37 protein-coding genes, 7 pseudogenes and 1 riboswitch are annotated in these 26,967 nt (G+C 38.1%); of the genes and pseudogenes, 36 read left to right on the top strand and 8 right to left on the bottom strand.

The genetic code is table 11. The features are described 5' to 3' along the window. Window positions 1–173: 173 nt before the first annotated feature. Together JCM13188_RS04135 and JCM13188_RS04130 are read left to right on the top strand one after the other, a co-directional pair. A pseudogene (locus tag JCM13188_RS04135) lies at window positions 174–599 on the top strand (Rrf2 family transcriptional regulator); the annotation flags it as partial. A gap of 108 nt (window positions 600–707) precedes the next feature. Then, window positions 708–1,166 (top strand): hypothetical protein, encoded by a 459-nt coding sequence (locus JCM13188_RS04130; protein WP_054752344.1) that lies wholly within the window; start codon window positions 708–710, stop codon window positions 1,164–1,166. A gap of 379 nt (window positions 1,167–1,545) precedes the next feature. Here JCM13188_RS04130 and JCM13188_RS04125 read toward each other — a convergent pair whose 3' ends face one another. Both JCM13188_RS04125 and JCM13188_RS04120 read right to left on the bottom strand, forming a co-directional pair. Next, on the bottom strand, window positions 1,546–1,932 hold the full coding sequence (locus JCM13188_RS04125; protein ID WP_054752342.1) for a hypothetical protein: 387 nt from the start codon (window positions 1,930–1,932) through the stop codon (window positions 1,546–1,548). Between the two features lie 28 nt (window positions 1,933–1,960). Further along, a complete protein-coding gene (locus JCM13188_RS04120; RefSeq protein ID WP_054752340.1) occupies window positions 1,961–2,194 on the bottom strand; it encodes a helix-turn-helix domain-containing protein in 234 nt (77 codons plus the stop codon). Between the two features lie 270 nt (window positions 2,195–2,464). Between JCM13188_RS04120 and JCM13188_RS17875 the strand changes: the two genes are divergently transcribed. The 7 genes from JCM13188_RS17875 to JCM13188_RS04095 all read left to right on the top strand — a co-directional run bounded on the left by JCM13188_RS17875 (window position 2,465) and on the right by JCM13188_RS04095 (window position 5,222). Beyond that, window positions 2,465–2,617 (top strand): hypothetical protein, encoded by a 153-nt coding sequence (locus JCM13188_RS17875; RefSeq protein WP_279401367.1) that lies wholly within the window; start codon window positions 2,465–2,467, stop codon window positions 2,615–2,617. Window positions 2,618–2,884: 267 nt separating this feature from the next. Further along, complete coding sequence (locus tag JCM13188_RS17870; protein ID WP_279401366.1) at window positions 2,885–3,010, top strand: hypothetical protein; 126 nt, start codon at window positions 2,885–2,887, stop codon at window positions 3,008–3,010. Further along, window positions 2,986–3,519: a GAF domain-containing protein gene (locus tag JCM13188_RS04115; protein WP_054752338.1), complete on the top strand. Its 534-nt coding sequence runs from the start codon at window positions 2,986–2,988 to the stop codon at window positions 3,517–3,519. The genes JCM13188_RS17870 and JCM13188_RS04115 overlap by 25 nt, the downstream gene beginning before the upstream one ends. Continuing rightward, window positions 3,504–3,881 (top strand): EAL domain-containing protein, encoded by a 378-nt coding sequence (locus tag JCM13188_RS04110; protein ID WP_369404830.1) that lies wholly within the window; start codon window positions 3,504–3,506, stop codon window positions 3,879–3,881. Before JCM13188_RS04115 ends, JCM13188_RS04110 begins: the two co-directional genes overlap by 16 nt. Beyond that, on the top strand, window positions 3,875–4,246 hold the full coding sequence (locus JCM13188_RS04105) for an EAL domain-containing protein (protein WP_369404829.1): 372 nt from the start codon (window positions 3,875–3,877) through the stop codon (window positions 4,244–4,246). Before JCM13188_RS04110 ends, JCM13188_RS04105 begins: the two co-directional genes overlap by 7 nt. Before the next feature lie 120 nt (window positions 4,247–4,366). Next, window positions 4,367–4,843, top strand: coding sequence for a cupin domain-containing protein (locus JCM13188_RS04100; RefSeq protein ID WP_054752331.1), 477 nt, complete (start codon window positions 4,367–4,369; stop codon window positions 4,841–4,843). 145 nt (window positions 4,844–4,988) lie between these two features. After that, on the top strand, window positions 4,989–5,222 hold the full coding sequence (locus JCM13188_RS04095) for a 4a-hydroxytetrahydrobiopterin dehydratase (protein WP_279401365.1): 234 nt from the start codon (window positions 4,989–4,991) through the stop codon (window positions 5,220–5,222). 95 nt (window positions 5,223–5,317) lie between these two features. On the opposite strand, the gene JCM13188_RS04090 is transcribed toward JCM13188_RS04095, so the two are convergent. Together JCM13188_RS04090 and JCM13188_RS04085 are read right to left on the bottom strand one after the other, a co-directional pair. After that, on the bottom strand, window positions 5,318–6,037 hold the full coding sequence (locus JCM13188_RS04090; protein ID WP_054752328.1) for a hypothetical protein: 720 nt from the start codon (window positions 6,035–6,037) through the stop codon (window positions 5,318–5,320). A gap of 271 nt (window positions 6,038–6,308) precedes the next feature. Continuing rightward, window positions 6,309–6,716 (bottom strand): hypothetical protein, encoded by a 408-nt coding sequence (locus JCM13188_RS04085; protein ID WP_054752326.1) that lies wholly within the window; start codon window positions 6,714–6,716, stop codon window positions 6,309–6,311. A gap of 342 nt (window positions 6,717–7,058) precedes the next feature. Next, window positions 7,059–7,148: riboswitch (cyclic di-GMP riboswitch) on the top strand. A gap of 266 nt (window positions 7,149–7,414) precedes the next feature. Between JCM13188_RS04085 and JCM13188_RS20355 the strand changes: the two genes are divergently transcribed. From JCM13188_RS20355 to JCM13188_RS17850, 14 genes and pseudogenes are all read left to right on the top strand, one after another. Then, a complete protein-coding gene (locus JCM13188_RS20355; protein WP_439646609.1) occupies window positions 7,415–7,642 on the top strand; it encodes a DUF192 domain-containing protein in 228 nt (75 codons plus the stop codon). A 15-nt stretch (window positions 7,643–7,657) separates the two neighbouring features. Then, window positions 7,658–7,846: a Flp family type IVb pilin gene (locus JCM13188_RS04080; RefSeq protein ID WP_054752324.1), complete on the top strand. Its 189-nt coding sequence runs from the start codon at window positions 7,658–7,660 to the stop codon at window positions 7,844–7,846. Between the two features lie 33 nt (window positions 7,847–7,879). Further along, entirely contained in the window at window positions 7,880–8,389 is a 510-nt protein-coding gene (locus tag JCM13188_RS04075) for an A24 family peptidase (RefSeq protein ID WP_054752322.1), read from the top strand. 1 nt (window position 8,390) lies between these two features. Then, entirely contained in the window at window positions 8,391–8,774 is a 384-nt protein-coding gene (locus JCM13188_RS04070; RefSeq protein WP_054752320.1) for a TadE/TadG family type IV pilus assembly protein, read from the top strand. Window positions 8,775–8,789: 15 nt separating this feature from the next. Further along, a complete protein-coding gene (locus JCM13188_RS17860; protein WP_279401364.1) occupies window positions 8,790–9,314 on the top strand; it encodes a pilus assembly protein TadG-related protein in 525 nt (174 codons plus the stop codon). Then, window positions 9,283–9,684 carry a hypothetical protein gene (locus JCM13188_RS17855; RefSeq protein WP_279401363.1) on the top strand — a complete coding sequence of 134 codons (402 nt, stop codon included), beginning with the start codon at window positions 9,283–9,285 and terminating at the stop codon, window positions 9,682–9,684. Before JCM13188_RS17860 ends, JCM13188_RS17855 begins: the two co-directional genes overlap by 32 nt. Window positions 9,685–9,698: 14 nt before the next feature. Then, window positions 9,699–10,172, top strand: a complete 474-nt coding sequence (cpaB, locus tag JCM13188_RS04060) for a Flp pilus assembly protein CpaB (RefSeq protein ID WP_054752318.1) — start codon at window positions 9,699–9,701, stop codon at window positions 10,170–10,172. Between the two features lie 29 nt (window positions 10,173–10,201). Then, on the top strand, window positions 10,202–10,408 hold the full coding sequence (locus JCM13188_RS04055; RefSeq protein ID WP_054752316.1) for an RcpC/CpaB family pilus assembly protein: 207 nt from the start codon (window positions 10,202–10,204) through the stop codon (window positions 10,406–10,408). Between the two features lie 20 nt (window positions 10,409–10,428). After that, window positions 10,429–11,217, top strand: coding sequence for a CpaE/TadZ family protein (locus tag JCM13188_RS04050; RefSeq protein ID WP_054752314.1), 789 nt, complete (start codon window positions 10,429–10,431; stop codon window positions 11,215–11,217). Between the two features lie 152 nt (window positions 11,218–11,369). Further along, window positions 11,370–12,666 (top strand): annotated as a pseudogene (locus JCM13188_RS21695) (TadA family conjugal transfer-associated ATPase). A 109-nt stretch (window positions 12,667–12,775) separates the two neighbouring features. Then, window positions 12,776–13,642 carry a type II secretion system F family protein gene (locus JCM13188_RS04040; RefSeq protein ID WP_054752312.1) on the top strand — a complete coding sequence of 289 codons (867 nt, stop codon included), beginning with the start codon at window positions 12,776–12,778 and terminating at the stop codon, window positions 13,640–13,642. A 3-nt stretch (window positions 13,643–13,645) separates the two neighbouring features. Continuing rightward, window positions 13,646–14,569 carry a type II secretion system F family protein gene (locus JCM13188_RS04035; RefSeq protein ID WP_279401362.1) on the top strand — a complete coding sequence of 308 codons (924 nt, stop codon included), beginning with the start codon at window positions 13,646–13,648 and terminating at the stop codon, window positions 14,567–14,569. A 229-nt stretch (window positions 14,570–14,798) separates the two neighbouring features. Further along, a complete protein-coding gene (locus JCM13188_RS04030) occupies window positions 14,799–15,254 on the top strand; it encodes an SRPBCC family protein (protein WP_054752310.1) in 456 nt (151 codons plus the stop codon). 42 nt (window positions 15,255–15,296) lie between these two features. Continuing rightward, window positions 15,297–15,629: a thioredoxin family protein gene (locus JCM13188_RS17850; RefSeq protein ID WP_279401361.1), complete on the top strand. Its 333-nt coding sequence runs from the start codon at window positions 15,297–15,299 to the stop codon at window positions 15,627–15,629. Here the strand turns inward: JCM13188_RS17850 and JCM13188_RS04025 are convergent. Beyond that, window positions 15,562–16,092 carry an ASCH domain-containing protein gene (locus JCM13188_RS04025; protein ID WP_054752308.1) on the bottom strand — a complete coding sequence of 177 codons (531 nt, stop codon included), beginning with the start codon at window positions 16,090–16,092 and terminating at the stop codon, window positions 15,562–15,564. The two genes, JCM13188_RS17850 and JCM13188_RS04025, sit on opposite strands and share 68 nt — an antisense overlap. A gap of 75 nt (window positions 16,093–16,167) precedes the next feature. Between JCM13188_RS04025 and JCM13188_RS04020 the strand changes: the two genes are divergently transcribed. The 13 genes and pseudogenes from JCM13188_RS04020 to JCM13188_RS03970 all read left to right on the top strand — a co-directional run bounded on the left by JCM13188_RS04020 (window position 16,168) and on the right by JCM13188_RS03970 (window position 24,223). Then, on the top strand, window positions 16,168–16,560 hold the full coding sequence (locus JCM13188_RS04020) for a hypothetical protein (protein WP_054752307.1): 393 nt from the start codon (window positions 16,168–16,170) through the stop codon (window positions 16,558–16,560). Window positions 16,561–16,570: 10 nt separating this feature from the next. Then, a complete protein-coding gene (locus JCM13188_RS04015) occupies window positions 16,571–17,587 on the top strand; it encodes a M20 family metallo-hydrolase (protein ID WP_439646608.1) in 1,017 nt (338 codons plus the stop codon). An 85-nt stretch (window positions 17,588–17,672) separates the two neighbouring features. Beyond that, a pseudogene (locus JCM13188_RS21690) lies at window positions 17,673–17,855 on the top strand (M20/M25/M40 family metallo-hydrolase); the annotation flags it as partial. A 116-nt stretch (window positions 17,856–17,971) separates the two neighbouring features. Continuing rightward, window positions 17,972–18,559: an ATP-binding cassette domain-containing protein gene (locus tag JCM13188_RS21685; RefSeq protein ID WP_439646607.1), complete on the top strand. Its 588-nt coding sequence runs from the start codon at window positions 17,972–17,974 to the stop codon at window positions 18,557–18,559. Further along, window positions 18,549–18,944 (top strand): hypothetical protein, encoded by a 396-nt coding sequence (locus tag JCM13188_RS21680; RefSeq protein ID WP_439646606.1) that lies wholly within the window; start codon window positions 18,549–18,551, stop codon window positions 18,942–18,944. Before JCM13188_RS21685 ends, JCM13188_RS21680 begins: the two co-directional genes overlap by 11 nt. Beyond that, window positions 18,937–19,623 (top strand): ABC transporter permease, encoded by a 687-nt coding sequence (locus tag JCM13188_RS04005; protein ID WP_279401360.1) that lies wholly within the window; start codon window positions 18,937–18,939, stop codon window positions 19,621–19,623. Before JCM13188_RS21680 ends, JCM13188_RS04005 begins: the two co-directional genes overlap by 8 nt. After that, window positions 19,596–20,502: pseudogene (locus JCM13188_RS04000) on the top strand (glycine betaine ABC transporter substrate-binding protein). The gene JCM13188_RS04005 and the pseudogene JCM13188_RS04000 overlap by 28 nt, the downstream one beginning before the upstream one ends. A gap of 429 nt (window positions 20,503–20,931) precedes the next feature. After that, complete coding sequence (gene queF, locus JCM13188_RS03995) at window positions 20,932–21,339, top strand: preQ(1) synthase (protein WP_054752305.1); 408 nt, start codon at window positions 20,932–20,934, stop codon at window positions 21,337–21,339. Then, complete coding sequence (locus tag JCM13188_RS03990) at window positions 21,329–21,937, top strand: queuosine precursor transporter (RefSeq protein ID WP_279401359.1); 609 nt, start codon at window positions 21,329–21,331, stop codon at window positions 21,935–21,937. The genes queF and JCM13188_RS03990 overlap by 11 nt, the downstream gene beginning before the upstream one ends. A gap of 223 nt (window positions 21,938–22,160) precedes the next feature. Next, the gene (locus tag JCM13188_RS03985) at window positions 22,161–22,469 is read left to right on the top strand and encodes a Mur ligase domain-containing protein (protein WP_054752302.1); all 309 of its coding nucleotides are present in this window, start codon (window positions 22,161–22,163) and stop codon (window positions 22,467–22,469) included. A gap of 41 nt (window positions 22,470–22,510) precedes the next feature. Next, window positions 22,511–23,291: pseudogene (locus JCM13188_RS20335) on the top strand (Mur ligase family protein). Beyond that, window positions 23,204–23,578, top strand: a complete 375-nt coding sequence (locus JCM13188_RS03975) for a glutamate ligase domain-containing protein (protein ID WP_439646605.1) — start codon at window positions 23,204–23,206, stop codon at window positions 23,576–23,578. Before JCM13188_RS20335 ends, JCM13188_RS03975 begins: the two are co-directional and overlap by 88 nt. A 109-nt stretch (window positions 23,579–23,687) precedes the next feature. Beyond that, window positions 23,688–24,223 (top strand): annotated as a pseudogene (locus JCM13188_RS03970) (YdeI/OmpD-associated family protein). 313 nt (window positions 24,224–24,536) lie between these two features. Here the strand turns inward: JCM13188_RS03970 and phoU are convergent. The 3 genes and pseudogenes from phoU to pstA form a co-directional block, all read right to left on the bottom strand. Continuing rightward, window positions 24,537–25,193 (bottom strand): phosphate signaling complex protein PhoU, encoded by a 657-nt coding sequence (gene phoU, locus JCM13188_RS03965; protein ID WP_054752297.1) that lies wholly within the window; start codon window positions 25,191–25,193, stop codon window positions 24,537–24,539. 28 nt (window positions 25,194–25,221) lie between these two features. Next, window positions 25,222–26,031: a phosphate ABC transporter ATP-binding protein PstB gene (gene pstB, locus JCM13188_RS03960; RefSeq protein ID WP_054752295.1), complete on the bottom strand. Its 810-nt coding sequence runs from the start codon at window positions 26,029–26,031 to the stop codon at window positions 25,222–25,224. Between the two features lie 53 nt (window positions 26,032–26,084). Then, a pseudogene (gene pstA / locus JCM13188_RS03955) lies at window positions 26,085–26,967 on the bottom strand (phosphate ABC transporter permease PstA).

Raw genomic sequence — 26,967 nt, 5'->3', positions numbered from 1 at the left:
TTAAAAGATGTATTTTTTCTACATCTTTATTGTAAAATAAAAAGGAGTATTATAAATGCATCTTTTATGACAATATTTTTAAAGAAATATCTCAATTTGATGAACATCAATCTGGTGCGGTAAAATAGATAAGATGACAAAAACATAAGGAGCGTTCATATGCGTCTAAAAAATATACAGACTATGCTCTTAGAGTTTTGATATATGTAAATTCTAAAGAAGAGGGAGAGCTTGCGAGTATTAAAGAAATCTCAGAGACATTTGGGATCTCTCAAAATCATTTGAGTAAAATTGTGTATCAACTCGGTCAATGTGAGTTGCTTCAAACGATAAGAGGTCGTAACGGCGGCATAGCATTATCAAAGGCACCTGAAAAGATTAACATCGGCCATGTGGTTCGCATGATGGAAGATGATTTTGCGATGATGGAATGCTTTGACCGTGATGCCAATAGTTGTGTCATCACGCCATCTTGTAAGCTGAAACATGTGCTTAACGATGCTCTAATAGCATTTTTAAAAGTGCTTGATCAATACACGTTAAAAGATTTAACTGCCAATAAAGATGAACTTAGGGTCTTAATGGACATGAGTTCATAGCCTCAAATCCCTCGCAGCACTGGTGGGGAATTTTTTGTTTAAGTATAAATTTCCATAGTTAGCTCAAATTATAAAGGTCAGAATTTTTTCATGACCGGGGGTTTAGCTGTGAGTTACCAGGAATATTGGACGAAAATCAAAAGTTTATATCAAGAATTAGATCAAGTTACAAACAGCTACTGGGACAATCACTCATCATTCGGTGATTGGCAGTTCTGGGCAGTGGTAGCTATAACAATCGTTCCACTATTGTTACTAATTAGATTTGTTGATCAGGAACGTTTATTTGAAGTGTTCTTTTTTGGTTTTGCCGTCCATATCATGTGGAATTATGCAGGAGACGTACTTGAACTGAAGCGATATTTTATTCATACATATTTTCTAACCCCAATGTTACCATCGATTTTTAATATGGCAGCATCAGCTTTACCTGTCGCATTTTTGTTAGTGTATCAGTATTGCACAAACACAATAAAATTTCTATATTTGGATTACAGTAGCAAGTGCCATTTTCGCATTCGGAATTGCTCACTTGGAAAGGATATTAGGACTTGTAGAGTTTGGTAGAGGATTTAATTCCTTTTACTTGCTATTAGTGGACTTAGCCGTTGTATTACCAGCCTATTGGTTCACGTGGTTTTTAGTTCATGTTAAGAAAAAATCAAACAAAGTTAGATAAAAATACCTACTAACGGAAGCCTTTACTACTCCATTAGTAGGTATTTTAAAATTAGTATTACGAAATTTAAATGTTGTGGTATATTTGTATATGCAAACTAAATTAATGAATTATTAGTTGCTTCAATCTCCTCTTGAATACGTTGGAGTACTTTTTCACAATTGGATAAGTATTTCGTATGATTAATAAGTTTAAAAATCTGAATAGCTAATTCAATATGTTCTTTTGCTATACTAAAGTTCTTTAATCTCCTTTGTGCATTACCGATTAAAAAGTGGAACTGCCCATATCCATCAAGTGATTGTCTCTTTTTACAATGACTAATGCCATTTTCGGAATATTGAATGGTTTTTTATAATCTTCTTGAAAATAGCTAATTCTAGCTAAATTAAAATTTATTAAAGTAACTAACTTTTCATCGTGTAAATATGGTAATTTTTCAATTGCGTCTTTAGCATCTTCGTATAACTCAAATGCTCTATTAAAATTTTTTCTGTCTGTATGAAGGTTGGCTTTGTTAATCAGAATGTGTATTTCTCTCTCGGAATAAGATTTTTTACTAGTATTACTAAGCATAAGGGCTTCATCAAGTAGTTTTTCTGAGTCTTCAAAGTTATCATAGATGTATCGAGTACATAAGGCTTTATGCCACAAAATAAACTGTTTAAACTTTTATTATTCATTAGAGGTGTTTTTCTTCCCGAGATAATAATTCTTCTAGTTTTTCAAATTCATCTTTCTGAACTAATTCTCGTGCTTCGAGCTCCACTTCTAAGGCGTAGTCGACACGTGAGTTGTAAGTAGAGTCGTAAAAGTAGTTAATGTCTACCCCAAGTCGTTCTGCGATCTCAAATAAAATATCTGCAGCGATTGATAATGAACCGTTTTCAATCTTACTTATATAGCTTGGGTACATATTCCTTCGCACAATTCTTTTTGAGTTATTTTGAAATATCTTCTTAATTCGTATATTCTTTTTCCTATCTCTTCACGAGGATCCATCTAATTTCTCCCTCCAAAAGTTTGAAATATTCCAATGTTTATATTTTTTGAGAAAATCGAAGAAAATCAAAGAAAAACTAATCTGTACTAGCCTAAATCAGCTCTCATCCCAAATCCAAAGACTTTTATTTTCTGATAATATCTAATTATAAAATAAAGTTGAGGTTTGGGGGAGGTGAAACACATGAAAAAATTATTAGGAATCGCGGTGATCACTGCTCTAATCGTTGGATTCTCATTAAACGTAAGCGCAGCTGGTGACCTTAATGACGCTGCAATGCAAGTTGAATTACTCGGAAAAGGTAATGGTGAAGATGATTTAGGAGCAATGGATTAATCACCACATTACTTACTTAACTCAAAAGCATTTCCTTATTAAGTCGTCCATATTTTTATTCGTCCATAATTTATATGCTACCAGAAATTCTTCTCTAGATTTTTGGTAGCACTCTTTTTCATCATACTTGAAAATGTTACAATATAAAAGGTGCAATTTTCCAAAGTGTCGTAAAATAGGCCTATATATCCAAGTGTACATACCAAAATTTCTAGCAATAATCTATTGAAATAGTTTAAAAAGTCTTACGATCGGGAGGCTCTTATGATGGGTGAAAAAGAATTATTAGAAGAAAGAGTGTTGAGCCCAGAAGAGTTTGTGTCTGGTTATCAATATATAACGGAATACTTAAAGGAAGGTCTTCCGTTATGCGATGTATTAAACGTGCGTTAAAGTACTTTGAGGATCAGTTTGTGGATTCTTACTGTACAATTATGCTGTTAAACTCGAAACGCACCGAATTTGTGAACGGAGCGGCCTATACCCTACCAGATGACATGTTGGAGAATTTTTTGCACATTAGGTTATTTGATGGACTGGGTACTTGTGGGACGGCGGCTGTTCGGGGCGAGCTAATGGTTTCACCAAATGTTTATAACGACAAGACGTGGAGGTCATTTGCAAATGTTGTGCAGCCTTATGGCCTAAAGTCTTGTTGGTCAGTACCTGTGTATAAACCAGGAACATCTCATATTATTGCGGTGTTTGGGGTTTATTCCAAGTATAGTCGTTATCCATCGCAACGAGAATTAGACACATTATCGGCTTACAATGAATTATTGGGTCTCATTATCTCTAACTATAAAATAGATGATGACGGTGAAATCGAACCATTAAACAATCATCAGCAAGAAGAGGTTGATTCTAAACGTTATATGCAGAATCGATTAAGAAGGGCTTAGAAAATGGGAATATTTATCCGTACTATCAGCCTGTATTAACTTCAGATGGTGAAGAATTGCATGGTGTGGAAGCGTTGGCTCGCTGGGAACATCCTGAGAAAGGGCTTGTGCCGCCGATTGATTTTATTGATCATGCAGAAGAGTATGATTTTATTGATTGGTTAGATGAAGTGATCTGCCGCAGGGCTTGTAAAGATATGAAAGAGTTAATGGATCAGACCGGAAAAAGGTTTATGTTGTCTGTTAATATTTCAGCTGTGCATATTCGTAAGCAAGATTTTGCTGATCGTATAGAGGCAATACTGTATGAAACTGGTTTTCCAGCTGAATACTTAGCAATTGAAATTACTGAAACATCATAATTGATAATTTATCGGATGTCGCTGTGACATTTCAGCAGCTTAAGAACTTAGGTGTGAAAATCGCGATTGACGATTTCGGAACGACCTATTCATCTCTTAATTATCTAAAATACCTTCCAGTCGACACAATCAAACTGGATAAGACGTTTATTCATGATGTGGATAAAAGTCCAATTGACAGGCGGATTTGTAAAACCATAATCCAGCTTGGTAGTGATTTAGATTTAAATGTGGTCGCTGAGGGTGTTGAGTGTGATCAACATTTATCTATTATCCAAGACTTCGGCTGTCATATTTATCAAGGATACTATTTCAGTAAACCGTTAACATTAGACGGTTGGAAAACTTATCTTGAACAATTTTAATCCCCCTAATCACCATATAGATTTAGCTGCCCAACCTGGGCGGCTATTTTTGTTTATAAAGGTTTTATTGATTCTTATAGAATTTATTAAGATAGGTATTAGTGAAAGGAGGAGGTGCTGTTGGCGACTGCCATTAAAGAAAAGTCCATGATTCATAAATTCACTGGTGAGAAAATTACATTCTTAGAATCAAGCCAAGATACAAATGGTGAATATGAGTATGTTGAAATGTTATTACCACCTAATGGTGAGGGGCAGCCCTTACACTATCATAAACATTTTGAAGAGCAATTTGAGGTGTTAGAAGGTAAATTGAAGGTTGTTAAGGGAAGTCATTCGACCATTTTAGAAGCTGGGAAAAAGTTGCTCATTCCAAAGGAAACCAATCATGTGTTCATAAATGCATCAAGCGAAGAACCAGTTAAGTTTCGGATTAGAATGACACCTGCTCATCATTTTGAACAGTCGATGCGAATTTTGTACGGACTCATGGAAGATGATAAAACAGATGAGAAGGGTTTTCCGAATGACCGTATTCATATCGCGCTTATCCTGGAGATGCAGGATTCTCATGTTGTTGAATTACCATTATATTAAAATTATTACTGAAATGGTTGGCTAAAAAGGGTAGGAAAAAAGGGATCGATCAAGAGCTTATCAATAGGTATGCTCATCAGTAGTTATAGCGGGACAGTTTTAATAATATAGAGTAGGGAAAACTCTTAGTAGGAGGTGGATGATGATGGAAAAGTTAACTGATGAACAAATCAAGCAAGAACTCGATCAGCTTCCTGACTGGAAGTTAGTAGATGACATTTGGGTTCGCCGCCGCTATAAGTTTAAGGATTATTTAAACGGAATTGAGTTTGTCCGAAAAGTGGCTGAATATGCTGAAGGCAAGAACCACCACCCGAACATTGCGATTGACTATAAGGTTGTTACACTTAAAATTTCATCATGGTCAATGCGCGGATGACGGACCTAGACTTTGAGATGGTTCACCATTTTGATAAATTGTATAACGAACAGGAAAAATAGCCACCAAGCGTTTGGTGGCTATTTTTGTGAAGTTCATAAAAGCAGCCAAGCAATGAGTACGCCTACACCACCAAATGTTAAGGCGTAACCAATGTTCCAAAGCGTCAGTTGATATGGGTTACGTTTAAAGTATTGATTGAGCATTGTAATAGGAATATTAAATGTACCGGTCATATCATTAGCGATGACGGATACAATCATCACAACTGAGATACTGAGTGGGCTAATCGTATCTAAAAATGGTGTGACGAATAACCCTTGTAAGCTCAAAGTGACTAGCGGATGGAACCCGACGAATGCAAGCACCATGGAGCTTAACTGGATAAATATAAATAACAGAAGTGGTGTTTGTTCAAGCCATGCGAAAGATGTCATTGCAGCATCTAATATGGGGGTTTGGCTAATAATCTCATTAAATAGTCCAATTGGAAGCAGGAGCACCATGAAATTTTGCATCGTCCAAATGTGATCGCCCCAAACCTTTTGTGTATAACGCATAAATGTTCGTTGTTTTTTAGTAGCGTATGCCCATAAAAATGTGTACGGAATAATAATTAATATAATAGATTCAAAGAAGTCTAACCCCGATAATAAATGCACTCCCGCTGCTACTAAAATAAATAAAATCAAAAATCCAGCAAGTGATGTAAGGTGGCGTCTATTCACATGCAGGTCTTCTTGGTCTTCATCAGGCCCATCAAATGTGATGTGCTTGAACTTCATATAGCCGAGTGATGCATCAATCAGCAGCATAGTGATTGAAAATGCAAATAAACGGGCAGTAAGATTAAGTAAGATGAACCTGTAAAGGCGACAACCATTGCGATGTAGACTTCAATAGGACTCCACGTATTAGCTGCTGCAAAGGGCCTTAAAATAGCTCGCGTTGCAAATTGGTGGGTCACCTGACTGGATAAATGCGCAGTCTTCTCTTTAACCAGCGAATAAACTAATGGAATGGTTGAAATAAAAATAAATAAGGTTAATGTATAACTTGTCAGGTATGACTTTACATAAAACTTCCCTAAATTAGGTGTATTTTTTGAAGTAAATTAAAAAGTGACTGTTCATAACCTCCAACGATCATGTAATGGTTAATGAACGGAATAAAATATAATAATGTTAATAGTAATGCCATTGAAGTAAAATAAGTTGCTAGATCTTGAAATGGCAGGTCATATGTAACCATGAGAGCAAGAGCAATAATTAAAAAAACGATTCCAATAGATTGGTAGGTACGGTTCGCCCCTCTAATAGAAAAGATTAAAGCCAATACACCAATAACCCCTTGAATCGTTAAGATCCCATCCCAAGCAATGAATAGATTTAAGATAAATAGTAGTGCATAGCTTGTATATAGATAAAATAATAATCGGTTCATGATATCACGCTTTCTTAAAGCATTATCCCTCCTAATCTTAACAAAATCCATCCTATCTTCCTACTTCAATTAGTTGCTGAGAATAACACTTTTTACATTTATAAGTAATACTTTTGAACTATTTTGTAAAATAACCGACAAAAATGAAAAAAATTTCGTAATAATAAAGCTGAGGTATTATGACCTAATGTAATAACTATAATTACCATCATTCGACAAATTACGACATTCTGACTGGAAAAAGACATAACATATAGTCCCAAATAAAATCTAGGACCAATCATAAATTGGAAGTGAATCGACAATTTTATAGTTTATTTGACGGATTTCTATGAATCTCGTTATGAATTAATATGTCGTTAAGAGATTAGTCAGAAATCTAAAATGACCTAATCTCGATAAAGGCAAAACTGGTGAAAACCAGTGACGCAAAGCTACAGGGGCTTCTGTGCATTTTGAGCACAATGCCAGCCAGCTACCGAAAGATCAGGGATGTAAGTTAGCAGTATGGGCGTCCTATTTAACAAGTGACCGGTTATGTAGGTCATCCATTGCTCCTACCTTACAATGAACCCCCGTCATTCGGTAATGGCGGGGTAATTTAATTTGGATGGAGGTGACAAACGTGATCCTACGCAACCTGAGTACAGATGCAGAAGTGGCACGTCATATTAGACCAGCTTACTCATTTAGTAAAAGACTTAAAGGATTAATGTTTACAGATGAGCTAGCCTCAGGTTGCGGGTTGCATATTTTACCCTGTCAATCGGTACACACACATTTTATGCGTTACCCCCATTGATGTTGTGTATTTAACGAAAGATTTAGTCGTAGTCGATATCGACGAAAATCTACCTCCAGGTAAGTTCGGAAGACGGAAAAAAGGTGCGCACTCGGTACTAGAACTCCCCACTGGTACCGTGTCGCGTACCAATATTCAAATCGGTCACTATTTAGAAATAGAAAATAAAAATTAAAAGGAGAGAGTTGTAATGAAAGAACTTTTCTTAAATATGATTCGCGAAGAAGAAGGACAAGGTATGGCAGAGTATGCCTTAGTATTAGGTGTTATTGCTGTTGGAGTTGTTGGAGTATTAGTTACATTTGGTGAAGAAATTATGAAAGTATTTAATGATGTTATTACTAGCTTCCAAACAAAGCCAACAGAACCTACTACCTAATGATTAAATTTAAAGGAAAGGAGGCCCCGAGCAATGGAATGGATATTAAATCTACTATTATTTACGGTCTTATTTATTTGTCTTATCACTGATCTTAAGCACAGGAAAATTTACAACAAAGTATTATTTCCGGCGTTCTTCCTTGCTCTCCTCCTGCAACCTTTGTTATTTGGAATTGATGGTGTGAAAAGCTTTTTCCTAGGTTTTTTCTTAGGATTTGGGCTTCTATTAATTCCATATCTGATGGGTGGAATGGGTGCTGGTGATGTAAAGTTACTCGCGGTTATTGGTGCTATAAAAGGTCCTGGATTTGTGCTACTTACGGCTTTTTATATGGCGCTTATTGGAGGAATCATTGGCATTGCAATTATTTTGTTTCAAAAAGGAATCTTTAAAAAACTCTATTACGCCCTTTCTAGCATGAGATATGGAATTCAATTATTGATGCCAGATCGTGACTCCATGAAAAGAACTTTTCCATATGGGGTCGCAATTGTCGGTGGCGCTTGTTTATCGTTCTTATTGAATGGAGTGGTGATGTAATATGTTGCGCAATGAAAATGGTCAGTCTATTGTAGAGTTTTCTCTGATCATCCCATTGTTAATATTAATGTTAGTCGGCATATTTGATGTCGGCAGGATGATGTATTCTTATTCGGGCCTCCATTTCACTGCTCAAGAATCAGTCAGACTTGGCGGTTTTGGCTATACAGATGAAGAAATTATTGATTTTGCGAAGGGGCATTTTGAAACAGGAGATACTGATTTACTTACGATCACCGTTACTCCAGCAGAAGCTGAGCGGCAGTCTGGTGAGTATGTAACGGTCACCTTAACGTATCCAGTTGAACCCATTACACCATTTGCCGAAGAGGTGTTTGGAGATTCTATAGAACTAACAGCCGACTCAACGATTAGGGTTGAGTGATGAGGAGGCGGCGAAATGTTTCAGTTTTGGAAAAGTGAAAAAGGTGGCGCCACGTTATTAGTCGCCTTAGCGTTTACAGGATTGCTTGCGCTAACTGGACTCGTTGTCGATGGTGGCCTTTTATATTCAACACATGCTCATCTCCAGAAGGCGGCAAATGCAGCTGCATTATCGGGAGGACAAGAGCTGACAAGAGATGAAACGGTTGTAGAAGGAATTGTCGAGGAGACGTTGACACATCACGAAGAACTAAGTTCGTTACAAGATACAGTGGTAGTAAAAGATAAGCGTGTTACAGTTCGATTAACGAAACCAACAGAGCTTACGTTCATGAAGTTATTTGGAATCGACAACGTAGATATAAACGTTAAAGCTACAGCGAGAATTGGTGTAATGGGCCGGGCAATGGGGGCAGCTCCGCTTGGAATTGATGAGTCCATTGAACTTGTGTATGGGCAAGAATACACCTTGAAAGTGGATGAAGAAGAAGTCGACACAGGTAACTTCGGTGTTTTTAGCACTCGCAGGGGGCGGGGCTAAAACCTACGAACAAACGTTAATTCACGGTTTTGATCAAGAATTAAAAGTTGGTGATATTGTCGAAACAGAGACAGGTAATATTGCCGGTAAAACGAAGAACGCAACAGATATTTTAATTAATAGTTGTGACAACATGTATGAGCGAGATTGTCCAAGAGTGTTACTTATACCCGTTTACAAACCTCATAATCATGACCAAAATCAAATGAAGGAAGTAGAAATCAGAGGTTTCGCTTACTTTTATTTAACAGAACCGATGGATGGGAATGAAAAAGAGATTAAAGGTGAGTTTATTAAGCGAACGGGTCAAGGCTTTGAACTAGATGAAGCAGCAGAACGTGGGGCATTCATCGTACGTCTGACAGAGTAGGTAAGGTGAGTTTAATGCAATCGAAATTATTATTTTTATTAGCGATTTTAATGGGAGTTTTTACAACAGCCATTTTTTTCTATTCAAGTCAATCTGAGACGCCAGAACCAACTGAGGAAGCACCAATGGTTGATGTCGTTACTCTAGCGCAGGATATTGAAGAAAATCAAAAAATAACAGAAGAGGACCTACAATTTCAAACGCTACCAAAAGATCAGGTTCATCCGTCCGCAATCAAATCCTTAGAAGAAGTTAAAGGAAAGTTTGCGACAGCCGATATGGTGACGGGTGAGCTTTTGTTATCTCATCGGCTAAAATCTAGTCAGGAAGAGAAGGCACGGGTATCCCGAAAAGTAACAGACGGGCACCGGGCTGTCTCTATTGGTGTAGATATTGTGAGGTCTGTTTCGAATTTGATTCAACCAGAAGATTACGTCGATGTTATTTTTACATATGAAACTAAAGATGAGACAAAAATAAGAAATTAAATGGGGAATCTAAGAATCTTCTTGATCAAATGGAATCTGTTTTACTACTAGAAAATATTCGTGTGTTGTCTGTTGGGAAACGAATGACGACGCTAGATGATGGAACCGAAGTGGCAGAGTATAGTCAGGTGACTTTAGAGCTAATGCCTGATGATTCAGTTGCCTTGGTCAATGCAGCTGAACAGGGTGCGATTCATTTAACGCTTCATTCTAAAATAACAGAAGGCGAAGAGTAAGGTTATTGGGGAGGAGAAACATGGCAGATATGATTCAAATCATAACTCTATGCAGTGGCAAAGGCGGCGTAGGGAAAACATTTTTAGCTGTAAATTTAGCAATCGCATTAAGCAAGAAAAATAAGGACGTTGTACTGATTGATGGCGATCTCCAATTTGGAGATGTGGGGATGGCTATGGACCTTCAACCAACTTTAACAATGAAAGACCTATTAGATGAACAAGATCGCTTAGATTCACACAATATCACTAATTATTTAGTAGAACATAAAAGCGGCGTATACGTTTTATCTGCTCCGGAGCGGCCAGAGTACGCTGAGTTAATCGATGGTGAGTTTATTAAGAACACACTTAATTTGCTTAAAGAACGATTTGACTACATTGTCATTGATGGTGGACATGGAATAGATGATTCGGCTATAGATTTTATGGATGTTGCTGATCAGATTTTGGCAGTGACAACACCTGAGGTAGCATCGTTAAAAAATACGAAAAGGTTAATTGAGACCATTCATCAGCTTCAAATGAACGAAAAGCTTGACGTGCTTCTTAATCGGCATGGGCTTGATAGTTTGATAAAAGCCGAAGAAATACCAGGTATGCTAAGAGCTGATAAACTCCATGACATACCTAATAACAATAAAGTTGCGATGCAGTCACTGAATTTAGGAGATCCGGCAGTCATCAGTCATTCAAAATCAGATTTAGCTAAAAAGATTTTTAAGTTAGCTCAATCCATTGTTGATGATCAAGTGGAATCAAAACCAAGTAAAAAGAAACATTCATTAATCTCCAGAATGTTTTTCTAATATAGAAGTTCACTGGGGGCTTTGATATGAGTTTATTAGAACGTTTAAAAAATCAAGAGCAGCCACAACAACCCAATAAAGCTGTTCATCAGGAAGGTTCTGTTTCGAAAGATGAAGCACAGCCACAATCATCTGACAAAACTAAACAAGAAATGAAGCCAAAGCAGGTTGTGAAGGCTCGTCCAGTATTAGATGAAAAAGACCGGGCATTCAAACAAACATTACATAAAGAGATCTTAAAAGAAATAAAAGGTGATCAGCCAAAAGAAGAGATTGTGCCTGTTGTTGAAGAACTGGCCGTCGAATTAATCAAGGAGAAAGATGATTATCGAACCGTTGACAGAAAACGAGTCGTTGAGGAGCTGGTTAATGACTTAACGGGATATGGTTCCATTAATCCTTTATTAGAGGATGAAGATGTTTCGGAAGTCATGGTGAATGGACCTGATCAAATCTATTGTGAGCGCAAAGGCAGATTAGAGCTAACAGATTTATCTTTTCGTGATGATGAGCATGTACTTCATGTCATTGAAAAAATTGTCGCTCCGTTAGGAAGGCGAATTGACGAAAGTAGTCCAATGGTAGATGCTAGACTTCCAGATGGCTCGCGTGTAAATGCGATTATTCCACCGCTCGCATTAAATGGACCTACCTTAACGATTCGTAAGTTTGCTGCGGACCCTTTTACGATAAACGATTTAGTGAGTTTTGGAACGTTAACCCATGAAATGGCAACGTTTATAGATGCTTGTGTTAAAGCAAGGTTGAATGTTTTGTCAGTGGCGGAACCGGCTCTGGTAAAACGACTACACTAAATGTTTTATCGAATTTATTCCGAATGATGAACGGATCGTAACCATTGAGGATGCAGCTGAACTACAGCTCGGGCAGGATCATGTCGTGTCGCTTGAATCTAGGCCACCCAACTTAGAAGGTCAAGGGGCCATTAGTATAAGGGATTTGGTACGTAACTCCCTTCGTATGAGACCTGACCGCATAGTGATTGGTGAGGTGCGTGGTGCAGAGGCGCTAGATATGTTACAAGCCATGAATACAGGGCACGATGGCTCGCTTGCGACAGGCCACTCGAATAGTCCTCGCGATATGTTATCTCGTTTAGAGACAATGGTGTTACTTGCAGGAGTAGAGCTCCCGATAAAGGCGATTCGCGATCAGATCTCAGGTGCTATTGACCTTATCATTCAGCAATCAAGATTAAAAGACGGATCGCGTAAAATCGTGAAAATTACGGAAGTACAAGGAATGGAAGGGGACGTCATTGTCCTTCAGGATATATTTGAGTTTGAACAGACAGGAATAGATTCTAACGGGAAGATTCAAGGAGCGCTTGTTCCAACGGGGGTTAGACCTAAGTTTATCGACCGATTTGAACAAGCGAATATTCATATTCCAACAAATGTGTTTGTAAAGGAAGAGGAGTGGAGCTAAATGAGCATCAATTTACTAATGTGGCTCGGTGTGTTGCTCACTTCTACGTTGTTTTTCCTTGCACTATTAACTAAATTTTTTCTATAAAGATCGCCGGATGAAGGAGCGAATGAAGCAGTATTTGTACGATGAAGAACCAGCTCCACCAGACGAACATAAAAAGAAAGTCAAAATGGCGGTTAATTTTAACCTGACAAAAAGTAAAATTAGAAAACGGCTTCAAAAGCAAGATCGGACCCAGAAGCTGGAACTTGAACTTAAACAGGCCGGTATTCCGATTAAACCAGAAGAGCTCATCATGTTTAAGTGGATCTCTGTCGCGTTCTTTGCAGGGCTGTTTAAGCTGATATTTGGCCACGTTGTTTTTATATTAGTTGGGGCCATTTTTGGTGTAATGCTTCCAAAGTTTGTATTGAATTATAAGAAGAAAAAACGTATTAGTCAGTTCAATGATCACTTGGCAGAAATGATCTCAGCTATTGTAAGTGCACTTCGGGCTGGGTTTAGTTTTCCGCAGGCGATTCAAAACGTTCGGAATGAGTCTCCTTCTCCAGTAAAAGAAGAGCTGGAACAACTAATTAAAGAAATGCAGTATGGTTCATCAGTTGAAGAAGCGCTCAATCGCATGAAAGAGCGTGTGCCAAGTGAAGATTTAGACCTCATGATTCAGGCCATTGTCATTCAGCGTCAAGTCGGCGGGAATTTGGCTGTGGTTCTTGAAAAAATTGTGTTCACGATTCGAGAGCGAATTAAAATCCAAGGTCAAATTAAAACACTCACGGCACAAGGTAAAATGTCAGGTGTTGTTGTTGGACTATTACCAATTGGTTTAGCGGGGATGTTATTTTTAATAAATCCTGAATACATCACGGTTTTATTTACACATCCTGTAGGGATTGGACTGTTAGTCGTCGCAGGTATATCAATGGTTATTGGGTTTGTTTTAATTCAAAAAGTAACATCAATTGAGGTGTAAGGAATGGTTCCTTTCTTGTATTTGATCATGATTGTGCTCATTATAGGTGGCATCTTGTTAAGCCGAAGGGAAAAAAGTGTAAAAGTTCATTCGAGGAAAGCAATGATATTAGGTGCCGATGGTTCAACTCCGTCATTAGATGAACCAGTGGACAAACGTGAACCTTTATTTAAGCGATTAGTAGAGCCGAAGCTTAAGGAATTTAAACGTAAGTTCCGAAGAAATATGCCGGCTGATAGACAAGAGAAGTTAGAACTAAAGCTTCTGCGTGCAGGTAACCCAATGGGGCTTGCACCATTTGAATATCGAATCGCTCAGCTCATTTTGGTTGTCTCCCTACCGTTATTGTTCAGTATGTTGTCTGTATTAGGCAATGTGTCGTTCGGACGGGGGTTATTTTTAGTGTTGTTAGGGCTTGGTATGGCTTTTTACTTACCGGTCGTCTATTTAAAAATGAAAACAGCAAAAAGGCAAACGCAGGCTGTAAAAGAATTACCCGATTTCATTGATTTATTAGCTGTAAGTATGGAAGCTGGATTGGGCTTTGATTCGGCGATCAGTAAGGTTGTGGGTAAACAAAAAGGAGTACTTTTTACTGAATTTACTCGGTGCTTAGAGGAATTAAAGCTAGGTAAAACAAGAAAAGAAGCACTATCCGGTGTCCGTGAAAGGATTAACGTTGATGACCTTAAGCTGTTAATCGGAAGTATTATTCAGGCTGAGCAATTAGGGGTTGGGATGGTGCAGACACTTCGAGTTCAGTCAGAAGAAATTCGTCAGCGCCGAAAACAGCGAGCAGAAGAGCAGGCGATGAAAGCTCCGATTAAAATGCTCTTTCCACTCGTAATGTTCATTTTTCCGTGTATCTTTATCGTGTTATTGGGCCCAGCTATTATTCAGATCATTGAAATGTTCGCAAATCAATAAGGATTAAGTTGAAGCTTTTGCGCCTGGTTAGCGTGAAAGCTTTATTAAGTCTATGTAGGGACAGGACTTACACCTATAAAATTGTGAGATACTCCCTTAGAAGTGAAAACACACCCATAAAATTGAAACCACGCTCATTAGAAATGTTGCTTTAAATTAGCTATATCATAGTTTCACACTGTGCTATGCATTCTTTTTTTATGATAGAATAATCATAGAGGTGAATGTGATGGGATTTAAACGAGATGTACATATAAAGGCTCCTGTTGATGTGGTGTTTAAGGTGTTATCGACATTCGAATATGCACCCAAAGTACTAGACCACATTGAGAGTGTTGAGGTGTTAGATGAGGAAATGACCGTAGGCACCAAGATCAAAGAGGTTAGGAGCATTGGTAAGCAAAAGCAAAAAGTTGAAAATATCTTAGAAGTGGTCGACTATGAGCCAAACACGTCATTTGGAACGTATAGTAAACAAAATGGGCTTGACCTTCATTATTCTTATACACTAAGTGAAATTGAAGAAGGGACAGACGTTCATTTTGTAGGAACAATCAAAACAAAAGGTATTCGTAACTTGCTTACGAAACCGGTGATTAATAAAATTATTCAAAAAGAAGACGGGGAACACTTGAATAAACTTAAGCAATATGTGGAATTAAATTATAAGGAAACTCAAGAGTAGACTGTTCAAAGGTGGACAGTCTATCTTTATAGAGGTGGTTAAATGCGTGAGTTTAAAAGGTTGCACCAATTAAGTGAAGTGGATGAACTATTAGAGCATCAGTTATCCTTTTTGTATATTTCCCGTGAAGGTTGTAGTGTATGTCATAGTTTACTTCCGCAAGTTCAAAATCTAATGGAGAACTATCCGCAAATTGAACTTGGACATATAGAAGTCAATGAGGTGCCAGAAGTAGCGGGACGGTTTTCGATCTTCACAGTGCCTGTATTAATCTTGTTTGTTGATGGCAAGGAATACTTAAGAGAAGCTAGAATTGTTCAAATGGATCAGTTCGATGAGAAAGTGAGTAAAATCTATGAGGGCATATTAGGTTAGCCTCATAGACAACTTTAAATTCTTCACAAACGACATACATATTTTCATCAAACGTTCGTCCACTTTCAGCGAGTTCACGGTTGAAAAATTTAATGTGCTCACGCCTCCAGTAGTCATAACTTTTATCTCCTTCACCTTCTTTATAAGCGAATTCCTCAGAAACTTCATTAAAAGGTATGAGTTCGACTTTCATTGTACGCGTAATGACGATCGGGTTACCGTTCCAGTCTGTGATGACGTTATAAGCTCCAACCTTTGGTAGTTCTTCTAAGTCATCTAAATAGGATTGATATAAAGAGCACGTAGCCGTTTTATCACCGCTTTTAACTAACCCGGCTAATTCCTCTGCAAGCTCAGGTCCATCACCAAAAGGCCACGCTTCGTAATCCGCAAATTTAGCCTCTTGTGGATTTAATGTTTCAATAAATTGTCCCCACATGGTTTTCACAGATTGTTTAATCATTTCTTCATTCACCTACCAATATTTATGTCATAATGGACTTAATCATAGTTTAACACGTTGGAAGGGGTTTTGGAGATGCAAAATTATAGTACGACGTTATTAAGGTTTTCAGCTTTATTTGCGGTCGTGGGAGCGTTTATTGGTTCACATATGGCAGGGTCTATGGATTTGCAGTTCAAGTCAGTTCACGCGCACATTTTAGTTGTGGGTTGGCTTTCTTTATTTGCTTGGGCTGTATTTTATAAAATCTTTTATAAAGTCAAAACAAAATTAGCAACGGCTCACGTATGGACAGCCATTCTAGGAGCGTTTGGATTAACAACTGGAATGTGGATCTACTACACTCGGCCACTCGGATTACCAGACGGTTTTGTAACAGTCTATTTTATCGTGGGTGGAACTATTCTTTTAGTAAGTTTTGGGTTATTCTTCCTATTAACCTTAAGTAAACAAATAGATGAAAAATAGGAGGCACATAATGAATTTTTACGATCAGCTTATGAACGGGTATAACGATGAATGGACACATTCAGGTGTGAACGGGGAAAGACTAGCTCACCGGTTAGCTGAACTTGCGAAAACAGGCTGGACTGAAGAGGGAGGCTGCCTTCGAATTGCATTTTCACAAGAAGAGCTTGCGGCAAAAAAACTGGTAATGCAGTGGATGGAGGAAGAAGGACTAGAAGTAGAGATGGACGGAGCGGGTAACGTATTCGGAAGACTTGAAGGACAAGAGGATTTGCCTGTGGTATTGTCTGGATCGCACGTGGACAGCGTGCCTCACGGTGGGCATTTTGACGGCCCATTAGGGGTGCTTTCAGCTTTAGAGGTCGTCTCCGCGTGGCGTGAACAAGGTTATCAGCCGAAGCGACCTTTTGAAATCGTCATTTTCTCAGATGAAGAGGGAGCAAGGTTTAATGGCGGTTTAACGGGAAGCCAAGCTTTTGTAGGTGAAATCGATTCGGAAAAAGAACGCAAGCGAGTAGATTATGAAGGTCGTTCGTACGAAGAAGTTCTAAAAGGTGTAGGCTTAACTCCAGAGAGTGTTGCAAGTGCCAAACGGGATTTAGACCAAGTACATGCATTTATTGAAGTCCATATCGAACAAGGGAAAAGGCTAGAAAAAGCCGGGCTTCCGGCAGGTGTCGTTACTGGCATCGCTGGTCCGACTTGGCTAAAAGTAGTATTCACAGGTGCTGCAGGCCATGCTGGTAACACACCGATGAATGACCGTCAGGATGCACTTGTTGCCGCGAGTGATTTCATCCAAAAAGTGAAAGACTTCCCGCCTCAGGTTAGTGACTCTGGCGTTGCGACAGTTGGAAAGCTCGAGGTTAAACCTAATGGGGTGAACGTTATCCCAGGTGAAGTAGAGCTCACAGTTGATATTCGGGACATCAAAAAGAATGGAAAGATGCCATTGTCCGTTCAGTCAAAGAGTGTGCTGAAGCTGTTGCAGGCGAGCACGATATTAAAGTGGATCTTGATGAACTAATGAGCGTCGACCCAGTTGAGATTCCTCAAGATATGCAACAAAAGCAGGGGAGGCTGCCAAAGAGGTATTAGGACAAGATCCATTCTACTTGCCTAGTGGTGCGGGACATGATGCAATGGTAGTCGGTCGTTATGTTCCAGCAGCAATGCTTTTCACACAAAGTAAAGACGGCATCAGCCACAACCCAAAAGAGTGGTCGTCACTTAATGACTGCACCCAGACGGTTCATGTTTTAAAACGATTTATTGAAAAAGTTTGTGATGAGTGATTGAAAATTGTTATATAAGCATACTAAAAGCGACTCTTTAAAATAGAGTCGTTTTTTCTTTTTAATGATTTTAATGGTAAAGTTTAGGGTAAGTAACAGTTAAGGGGGGAGAATCGTTGATTGAAATCAAGCAATTAGTTAAAGCATTTGATGATGGCACGACGGCTTTAAAAGGAATTGATCTTAAACTAAACCCTGGTGAACTGACGTGTATCATTGGACCAAGTGGTTGTGGTAAAACTACTTTATTGAAGCATATTAATCGTTTAATATCCCCAAGTGAAGGCGACATTCTCATCAAGGATGTCTCTGTTTATGACCAAGATGTCGTTGAATTAAGACGTTCGATTGGGTATGTCATTCAGCAAATCGGATTGTTTCCTCATATGTCGATTGCTGAGAATATTTCAGTCGTTCCGAAATTACTAAAGTGGTCTGATGAGCAAATAAATGAGCGAGTGGACGAAATGCTGGAAATGGTTAATTTAGAACCAGATACGTTTCGAGATCGCTATCCACTTGAACTAAGTGGTGGTCAGCAGCAAAGAGTAGGCGTTGCTAGGGCATTAGTTGGTGACCCAGAGATTATCTTAATGGACGAGCCATTTAGTGCGCTTGACCCGATTAGCCGTGAACAATTACAGGATCAGCTTAAAGCTTTACATAAACAACTGAAAAAAGACGATTGTCTTTGTGACACATGATATGGATGAGGCACTTAAAATAGCTGACAGAATTGTTATTTTAAAAGAAGGGGAAGTTGAGCAGTACGGAACACCAGATGATATTTTACAAAATCCTAAAACAGATTTTGTGAAATCCTTTATTGGGAAAGATCGAATGTCTAGATTCCTAAAAACATCACATAAAACAGTGAAATTTTATCAAGATTGGTTAATCCCAAATCAACCGGATGGAAACCAATACGAAATAGATGCTTCGGAAACCCTGCAATCATTAACGGAACTTTTTGTGGAAAAGCAGTATGACGTAGCAAAAGTTACGGATGGAAATAAAGTCATCGGTTATTTAACGAAAGATGCCTTTATTAAGGCATTGGCCTCAGAAAGAGGTGATCTAGATGAATGAATTCTTTATGACGGTTATGGATCGCCGTGATCTTATTCAAACGGCTTTTATTGAGCACTTATGGTTATCATTTGTATCTATTTCGATTGCTTGTTTAATATCGTTACCATTAGGCATTTGGGTTGCGAGAGCCAAGCGTTTTGCCGAACCGATTATTGGTATCACGGCTATTTTACAAACAATCCCTAGTTTAGCGCTATTTGGATTTTTAGTACCGATTATTGGCCTTGGTACAAATAGTGCCTTGATTGCCTTAACGGTGTACGCTCTGCTTCCGATTGTGCGTAACACTTACACAGGGATTTCAAGAGTGAGTCCAGCAATGATTGAAGCCGCTAGTGCAATGGGAATGACAGCAAATCAGCGGTTACTTAAAATTGAAATTCCTCTCGCATTACCATTTATCATGGCGGGAATCCGAACTGCGACGGTATTAACTGTTGGAGTTGCGACGTTAGCAACCTTTGTGGGTGCAGGTGGATTAGGTGATGTTATTTACCGTGGCCTTCAAGGTTATAAGCCTAATTTAATCCTAGCTGGTGCCATTTCTGTTGCACTTCTAGCAATTGCATTCGATTATATATTAAAGTATTTAGAGAAAAAAAAAAACGACGCCGAAAGGTATGAAAATAGATCAGTAGGAGGATGTTTATGCTTAGTAAAAAAAGAGTTGTATTAATGATATTGGCCCTTTTGTTAGCTTTAGTGACTGCATGTAGTAGCTCTGGCGATGAGCAAACCATTAAAATTGGCGGGAAGCCTTGGACAGAACAGTATATTTTACCTCAAATTATTGGACAGTACGTTGAAGCTCACACAGACCTAAAATGTTCAGTATGAAGAAGGTTTAGGTGAAGTAGCAGTGATCACGCCTGCAATTGATAAAGGTGACATTGATGTTTATGTTGAGTATACGGGGACAGGACTTGAAGCTGTGTTAAAAGAGCAAGCAAAAGAAGGCGAATCATCAGAAAGTGTTTTGAAGCGGGTTCGCGAAGGTTATGAAGAAAAATTCAATGTGACTTGGCTTCAGCCATTAGGGTTTGAAAACACTTATACGCTAGCTTATCACCAGGACGCTGGATATAATGCCGAAACGTTTTCTGATTTAGTTGATATATCAAAAAATCAAGAGATGTCATTTGGAGCCCCGCACGCCTTTTATGAAAGAGAAGGTGATGGGTATGAAGCTATGATTGAAACGTATCCATTTGAATTTAGCCGAAAGGATTCACTAGATGCGAATGTGATGTATGAGGCGGTTCATAACAAAGAAGTAGATCTTATACCGGCTTTTACAACTGATGGCCGAATTGAACGTTATAATCTGCAGACAACAACTGATGACAAAGGATTCTTTCCTAAGTATGACGCCGTTCCGCTCGTTAGAATGGAAACATTAGAAAAGCATCCAGATCTAAAAGGTGTCATCAACGAACTCGCTGGTCAAATTTCTGAAAAGGAAATGCAAGAAATGAATGCTAAAGTAGACATTGACAATATGAAACCAGAAGAGGTTGCTAAACAATTTTTACAGGATAAAGGTTTGATTGATTAAGACGGGGATACACCCCCGTCTTTTTTAAATGCTAGGGAAGAATAAAAATTTCTATGATTCGGCTTATTATGTAGGTTTAACGCAAGGTGCGCTTTTCTTAACAAAGTTAGATATACTCATTTAAAGGGTAGATAAAATAGCTTTTTTACTCCGTCGACAAATTTCTGGGTAGATAAATTCTGAAAAGGGGTAGATATATCTGATTTTAGGGTCGTTAAATGGGCTTTTCTTGCAAGGTAAGATAATAAAATTTTAACTTAAGTTCTGATAAATTATGTTGTATAGCACTATCTAGCGTAATGCGCCCAATCACCGCCCTACGCTTTTCTTATGTAAAACTGGCTTATTGTCTGGTATAATATATACTTGTGCTTCGGCACGAGCAGTTCGGAAAATCCTGCTTAATCAAAACTAAGGGAGATGAGACTTATGTCTGAAAACTATTATTTACCAAGGTCTGGGCCAATGCCAAGACCAAATAGCGTTGAAGAAGGGCGCGAAATTCTTAAAAACGAGGCATTTGATGCCCCGAACGTACAGGAGATTACATTTAATGCATTGGAGTTTACGGCGGTTTGTCCGAAAACGGGTCAGCCTGATTTTGGCCGGGTTGAAATAACATATACGCCGAAAAATAAGTGTATTGAATCAAAATCGCTAAAGTTTTATCTTTGGTCATTTAGAGATCAAGGAGCATTCTGTGAATCATTAGCAGCACAAATCGCAGATGATGTTAGCTATGCTATAGAGCCTAAACGCGTTGAAGTGACGGTTTATCAATCAGCACGTGGTGGTATTGAACTAACGACTAAAGCGGTGCGTGAACATGATGAGTAAAGATCAGAAGTTAATTTTACTTAATGTTATTTTTGCTAGTAGCTTAGTGGTTGCCAACGTCATTGCAGGGAAAATAGTCATGCTAGGTGAAAACTTGACGATTCCAGCGGCAGTCGTTGTGTATGCTGTAACATTTTTAATCACGGACATTGTGCATGAGAATTATGGGCGTGAACAAGCAAAGCAGACGATTATTTTTGGGTTTATTGCCCAAATCTTTGCCAGTGTTATGATCCTCTTTGGACAGATGCTTCCTGCTGCGCCATTTGCTCAGGAATCACAACAGGCTTACGAAACATTGTTAGGTCAAAATGCACGGTTCGTTATTGCGTCGCTAGCAGCTTATTTAACGTCACAGTATTTAGATGTTGTGATTTTTTCAAAACTAAAAAAGCTGACCAATACTCGTCATAAATGGCTTCGTAATAATATCAGTACAGCATCGTCACAGCTAATTGATACAACCGTGTTTATCACGATTGCTTTCATCGGTTCTGTTCCAAATATTTGGATCATGATTTTAAGTCAGTATGTGATCAAAATTAGGTATTGCGGTCTTAGATACACCGATTTTTTATTTATTAACGAAAAAGCGTAAACAAAAGAGAATGGATGAGCCTATACAGGCAACATCTTAATATTCTAAGCTTCGGGAGGGAACCCGGAGCTTTTTTTTTTGCTTAATTAGAAGTACATTTAGATTTCTAAATCCAACATTTTTCGGTAGAAATTGACAAAATAAATGTACTTTTGATTGAGTTATTCTTGATGCAATATGGGGTAAACTAGACTAAGGTATGAATAGTTTGGGGGAACCAACGATGAATTTAAGTAAAATTTTAAAACAGGTAAACGTTTTATATAAAAATGAACTACCTGATTTAGATATAAATCATATTACAGACAATTCAAGAGAAGTTAAACCAGGGTCGATGTTTGTAGCTGTCAAAGGTTATGCGCATGATGGACATGTTTATATAGATGAGGCTATTCGAAATGGAGCCCAGATTATAGTAGGTGAAGACAATTTAACTCTAACGGTACCTTATGTTCAAGTTGAAAATAGTAAAGAGGCTTTAGGACGTATGTTATGTGAGTTTTATCATCACCCTTCTTCTCATAAAAAGTAATTGGTGTTACGGGTACGAACGGAAAAACGACGACTAGTTATATGCTAAAAGCTGTATTCGAAGCTAATGGTTATTCAGTCGGATTAATTGGAACGATTGAATATTTCATTAATGGAACGTCTTATAAAAGTTAAAACACAACTCCTGGCACTGCCGCACTACAACACTTACTTTATGAAAGCCAAGATGATGTGGTCATTGTTGAAATTTCATCACATGCTTTAAAACAGCATCGTGTTGAAGGGCTTAGGTTAGATGCAGCCGTTTTACTAATTTAGATTCAGAACATTTAGATTATCATTACAGTATGGCTGAATATTTTGAGTCTAAATTTAAAATTTTTGGTTTATTAAAACAAATGGAAAGGCTTTCGTGAATATTGATGATGAATGGGGCGGGAGAGCTTATGCCTTATTAAAAGAAAAAGGGACCGACGTTTATTCAGTTGGCATCAGTTCAGTAGCTGATATAATCGTTAGCCCTCATCACCATAGTGCAACAATTAAGAGTGATCGTTCTACCGTATTACTGGATTTGAAAATGCCAGGTTTGCATAACCGGTTTAATGCTGCTTTTAGTTTATTAGTTGGGGATATATTTAAATTGAATCGAGCGCAATCTGTTAAGGCGTTAAATGATGTGGAAAATGTAAGCGGGCGATTTGAAATTGTCAATTTCCCAGGAAATAAAACGATTGTTGTCGACTATGCACATACACCAAAAGGTTTTTATCATTGTTTAAACACGGGGCCGGTGCAAATCAAGTTATACATGTCTTTGGCTTTCGCGGTTCACGTGACCCTTCGAAAAGGAAGGCCATGATGGATAAATCAGCAAAGGTTAGTGATTATTATATTCTAACGTTAGATGACTTAAATAACTCAACTATGTCAGAAATGGAAGAAACCTTAAATGAATTCCATCAGAATTATGGAAAAGGTGAAGTTATCTACGATCGAACGAAAGCGATTGAGAGGGCAATTGAATTTGCAGAAGACGGAGATTGGGTTGTCATTACTGGTAAAGGTCATGAGTCGTATAAAGAGGAGTTTGAGCTTGGTACTTCTAATGATTTAGAAACAGTCAAAACTTTTAAGAGACAGAGTTAGGGAAGTGAGTCGCACAAGTTAGCTAGCTAATAACTTGAACTGTGAGGTGTCTGTTAGCGTGACAAATCGTATAGATCCTAAAGTTGATGAGTATTTAAGCCATGTACATATGTGGCGTGATGAGATAAAAAAGTTAAGATCGATGATGCTAGATTGTGGTTTAACGGAAGAGCTCAAGTGGCGCAAGCTTGTTATATGGTGGACAACCGTAATGTCGCTATAATACAAGGATTCAAACATTATTGTGCCATTATGTTTTTCAATGGAACTCTATTAAAGGACCCTCATCATTTGTTGATTAAACCAGGTGAGCATTCACAATCACAGCGTCAACTGCGTTTCACTAATGTACAAAATATAGATCAGATTGAAACAATTATTAAGTCATATTTAGAAGAAGCTATCGAACATGAAAAAGCTGGACTTGATCCTAAACCTAATAGGCGAGAAGATGAGATGCCTGAAGAACTACAATTAAAATTTGATGAAAACCCTGCCTTTAAAGAAGCTTTTGAATCATTAACACCAGGAAGGCAGCGTGCCTATATCATTTATTTCTCTAAGGCTAAAAAATCAGAAACAAGAAAATCTAGAATCGAAAAGCACATGCTTAGGATTCTGGATGGAAGGGGCCTGAATGATTAATGGGTTAAGTTTTGTCTAGTATTTGAAAAAATCTTCTAGAAAAATTTCAGTTTTGTCTAATGAATTCCCATTCTTGTCTAGTAATTTCTCGAATTTGTCTAGTAAATTCTCAAAATCGTCTAGTAAAACCCTTGAATTGTCTAGTATACAGATAACTTGTCTAGTGAAAATGCTTCAATCAAGGATGGTGTGGGTCACCAAGTATCATCACAAATACCCATCGATTACACCACTAAACAAACCCTGAAATTTATAAGAAAAACTTGGCCTTCAGCCAAGTTTTTCTAGGGGGTAATCTATATCAATTAGGGGATTAGGTATTTAAATCTACATGTTTTCCTTTGACTAAATAAATGATGCCTTCAGCGATGTTTGTAACGTGATCTGCTGCACGTTCTAAATACCGGCTGATAAAGGCGAGTTGTGTGATAGGGTTGATTTCATCAGGATGTTCCGTCATGTGCTTCAGTAGTTTTTCAACAGATTCTCCATATTCACGGTCCACTTGATCATCAATTCTTGAAATTTCATAAGCAGACTCGATACTTTCGCTCATATAGGCATCTATGACTAAATCGATCATTTGTTTAACGACAGATGCCGTATGAAGAACTTGCTGCTTTTCTTCTGGAAGCTCTGCTTTTCCAATCCTGATCACGGATTTCGAAATATTAACTGCAAGATCTCCAATTCGTTCAATATCATTCGTTGCTTTTAATGTCATAACGAGTCTTCTAAGGTCTTTAGCAACTGGTTGCTGCTGTGCAATTAACCAAATGGCATCATCATTAATATTATCTTCAATAGAATTAATTTTTTCATCTTGATTGATCACATCTTGAGCTTGCTCAGAATCTTGATGTTCAAGAGCGTACGTTGCTTTTGTTAAAGACGTTTTAGCCATTTCGCTCATCTTAAACACACGTTGCTTCAGTTCATTTAATTGATCTTCAAAATTCTCTCTTACCATAGTACAAGCCCCTCTCAATTAATAAGATTTATCCGAAGCGACCAGTTATATAATCTTCCGTACGCTGGTCTGTTGGGTTAGAGAATAACGTTTCTGTTTCATTAAATTCTACAACTTCTCCGTTTAAGAAGAAGGCAGTTTTATCAGAAATTCGAGCAGCTTGCTGCATGTTGTGTGTGACAATCACAATGCTGTAGTCCTGCTTTAGTTTTTGGACAAGCTCCTCAACTTTTAATGTTGAGATTGGGTCTAAAGCAGATGTTGGTTCATCCATTAAAATGACGTCTGGTTCTATAGCTAACGTGCGTGCAATACATAGACGTTGTTGCTGACCACCTGAAAGTCCATAAGCATTTTCCTTAAGACGATCCTTCACTTCATCCCAAATATAAGCATCTTTTAGACTTTTCTCGACGATCTCATCAAGTAATTTTTTACTTCGAATTCCGTGTATTTTAGGGCCGTATGCTACATTTTCATAAATGGACTTCGGAAAAGGATTTGGCTTTTGAAACACCATTCCAACGCGAGTTCTAAGTTCTTCAACTTTAAAGTCTTTATTTAAAATATTTCGGTTACGATACTCAATATCTCCAGATGTTTTAACAGAAGGGACTAAATCGACCATTCTGTTTAATGTTTTAAGGTACGTTGATTTACCGCAACCAGATGGTCCAATAATAGCTGTAATTTCTTTTTCTGGAATGGCTAGGTTAATATCCTTTAATGCATGCGTTTCCCCATACCATAAATTTAAACTTTTCGAGTTAAAAACGATGTTTTGTTCAGTTTGTGGAGTCTGTTCAATACGTTCCTTTTTAAGTGTTGCTGTACTCATGTGAGTCACTCCTTTTATTAAAATGAAAGTGTCCACCAAAGCGAATCATTATTCTAATAACGCTGTTGAAATTTATTACGAATAAGAACCGCAATCGAATTTAGTGCAAATAACAGAACGAGTAATACAATGATCGTAGCTGCAGCTAGATTCGCATAAGCATCGACTAATGTTGAATCTAATGTCCAGTAATAAATTTGCATTGGTAATGCTGTAAACTTATCAAAGATACCCTCCGGAAACGGAATGAGTAGTGCTGGAATTCCAATGACCGTTAGCGGCGCTGTTTCACCAATTGCACGAGAAATGGCTAATATAGCCCCTGTTAGCATCCCGGGTAAAGCGGCAGGTAGAATAATACGTCTGATCGTTTGCCATTTAGTTGCACCCATTCCATACGATGCCTCTATTAAATGCTGTGGCACTGAACGGATTGACTCCTGCGCTGCTACAATGACAATCGGTAAAATGAGCAATGATAGGGTCAGGCCACCTGCAAGTACAATACTTCCAAAGTCCATAGCACGGACAAATGGTCAATCCTAATATTCCATAGACGATTGACGGAACGCCGGCCAAATTGGCGATATTGGTTTGGATCAACGATTGAGTTTTTCCTCTTTTCAAGTAAAGTTCAAGGTATAAAGCTGATCCAATTCCAACGATTAAAGTCACTGGAATAACGACGGCCATTAACCAAAAGGTTCCGAGTATTGCTCCCATAATTCCTGCACGGCTTGCTTCAGTAGATAGACGTCCTGTTAGGAAGTCCATATTAATGGCGCTAAGTCCTTGTGTTAACACTTGAATAATTAATGCTGCTAATACGACTAAACCAATCGTTGTTGCAATAAAGAATATATATTTAAGGATGTTATTTTTTAAGATCCGTGTATTCATTTTCTTTTGAACTTGCTCTAGGTTTACATAGTTCAT

This window comes from Piscibacillus salipiscarius JCM 13188 (assembly GCF_001311865.1).
Lineage (GTDB): Bacteria > Bacillota > Bacilli > Bacillales > Alkalibacillaceae > Piscibacillus > Piscibacillus salipiscarius.
The sequence above is the reverse complement of the archived record's forward strand: the minus strand, read 5'-3'. Positions and strand labels throughout refer to the sequence as shown.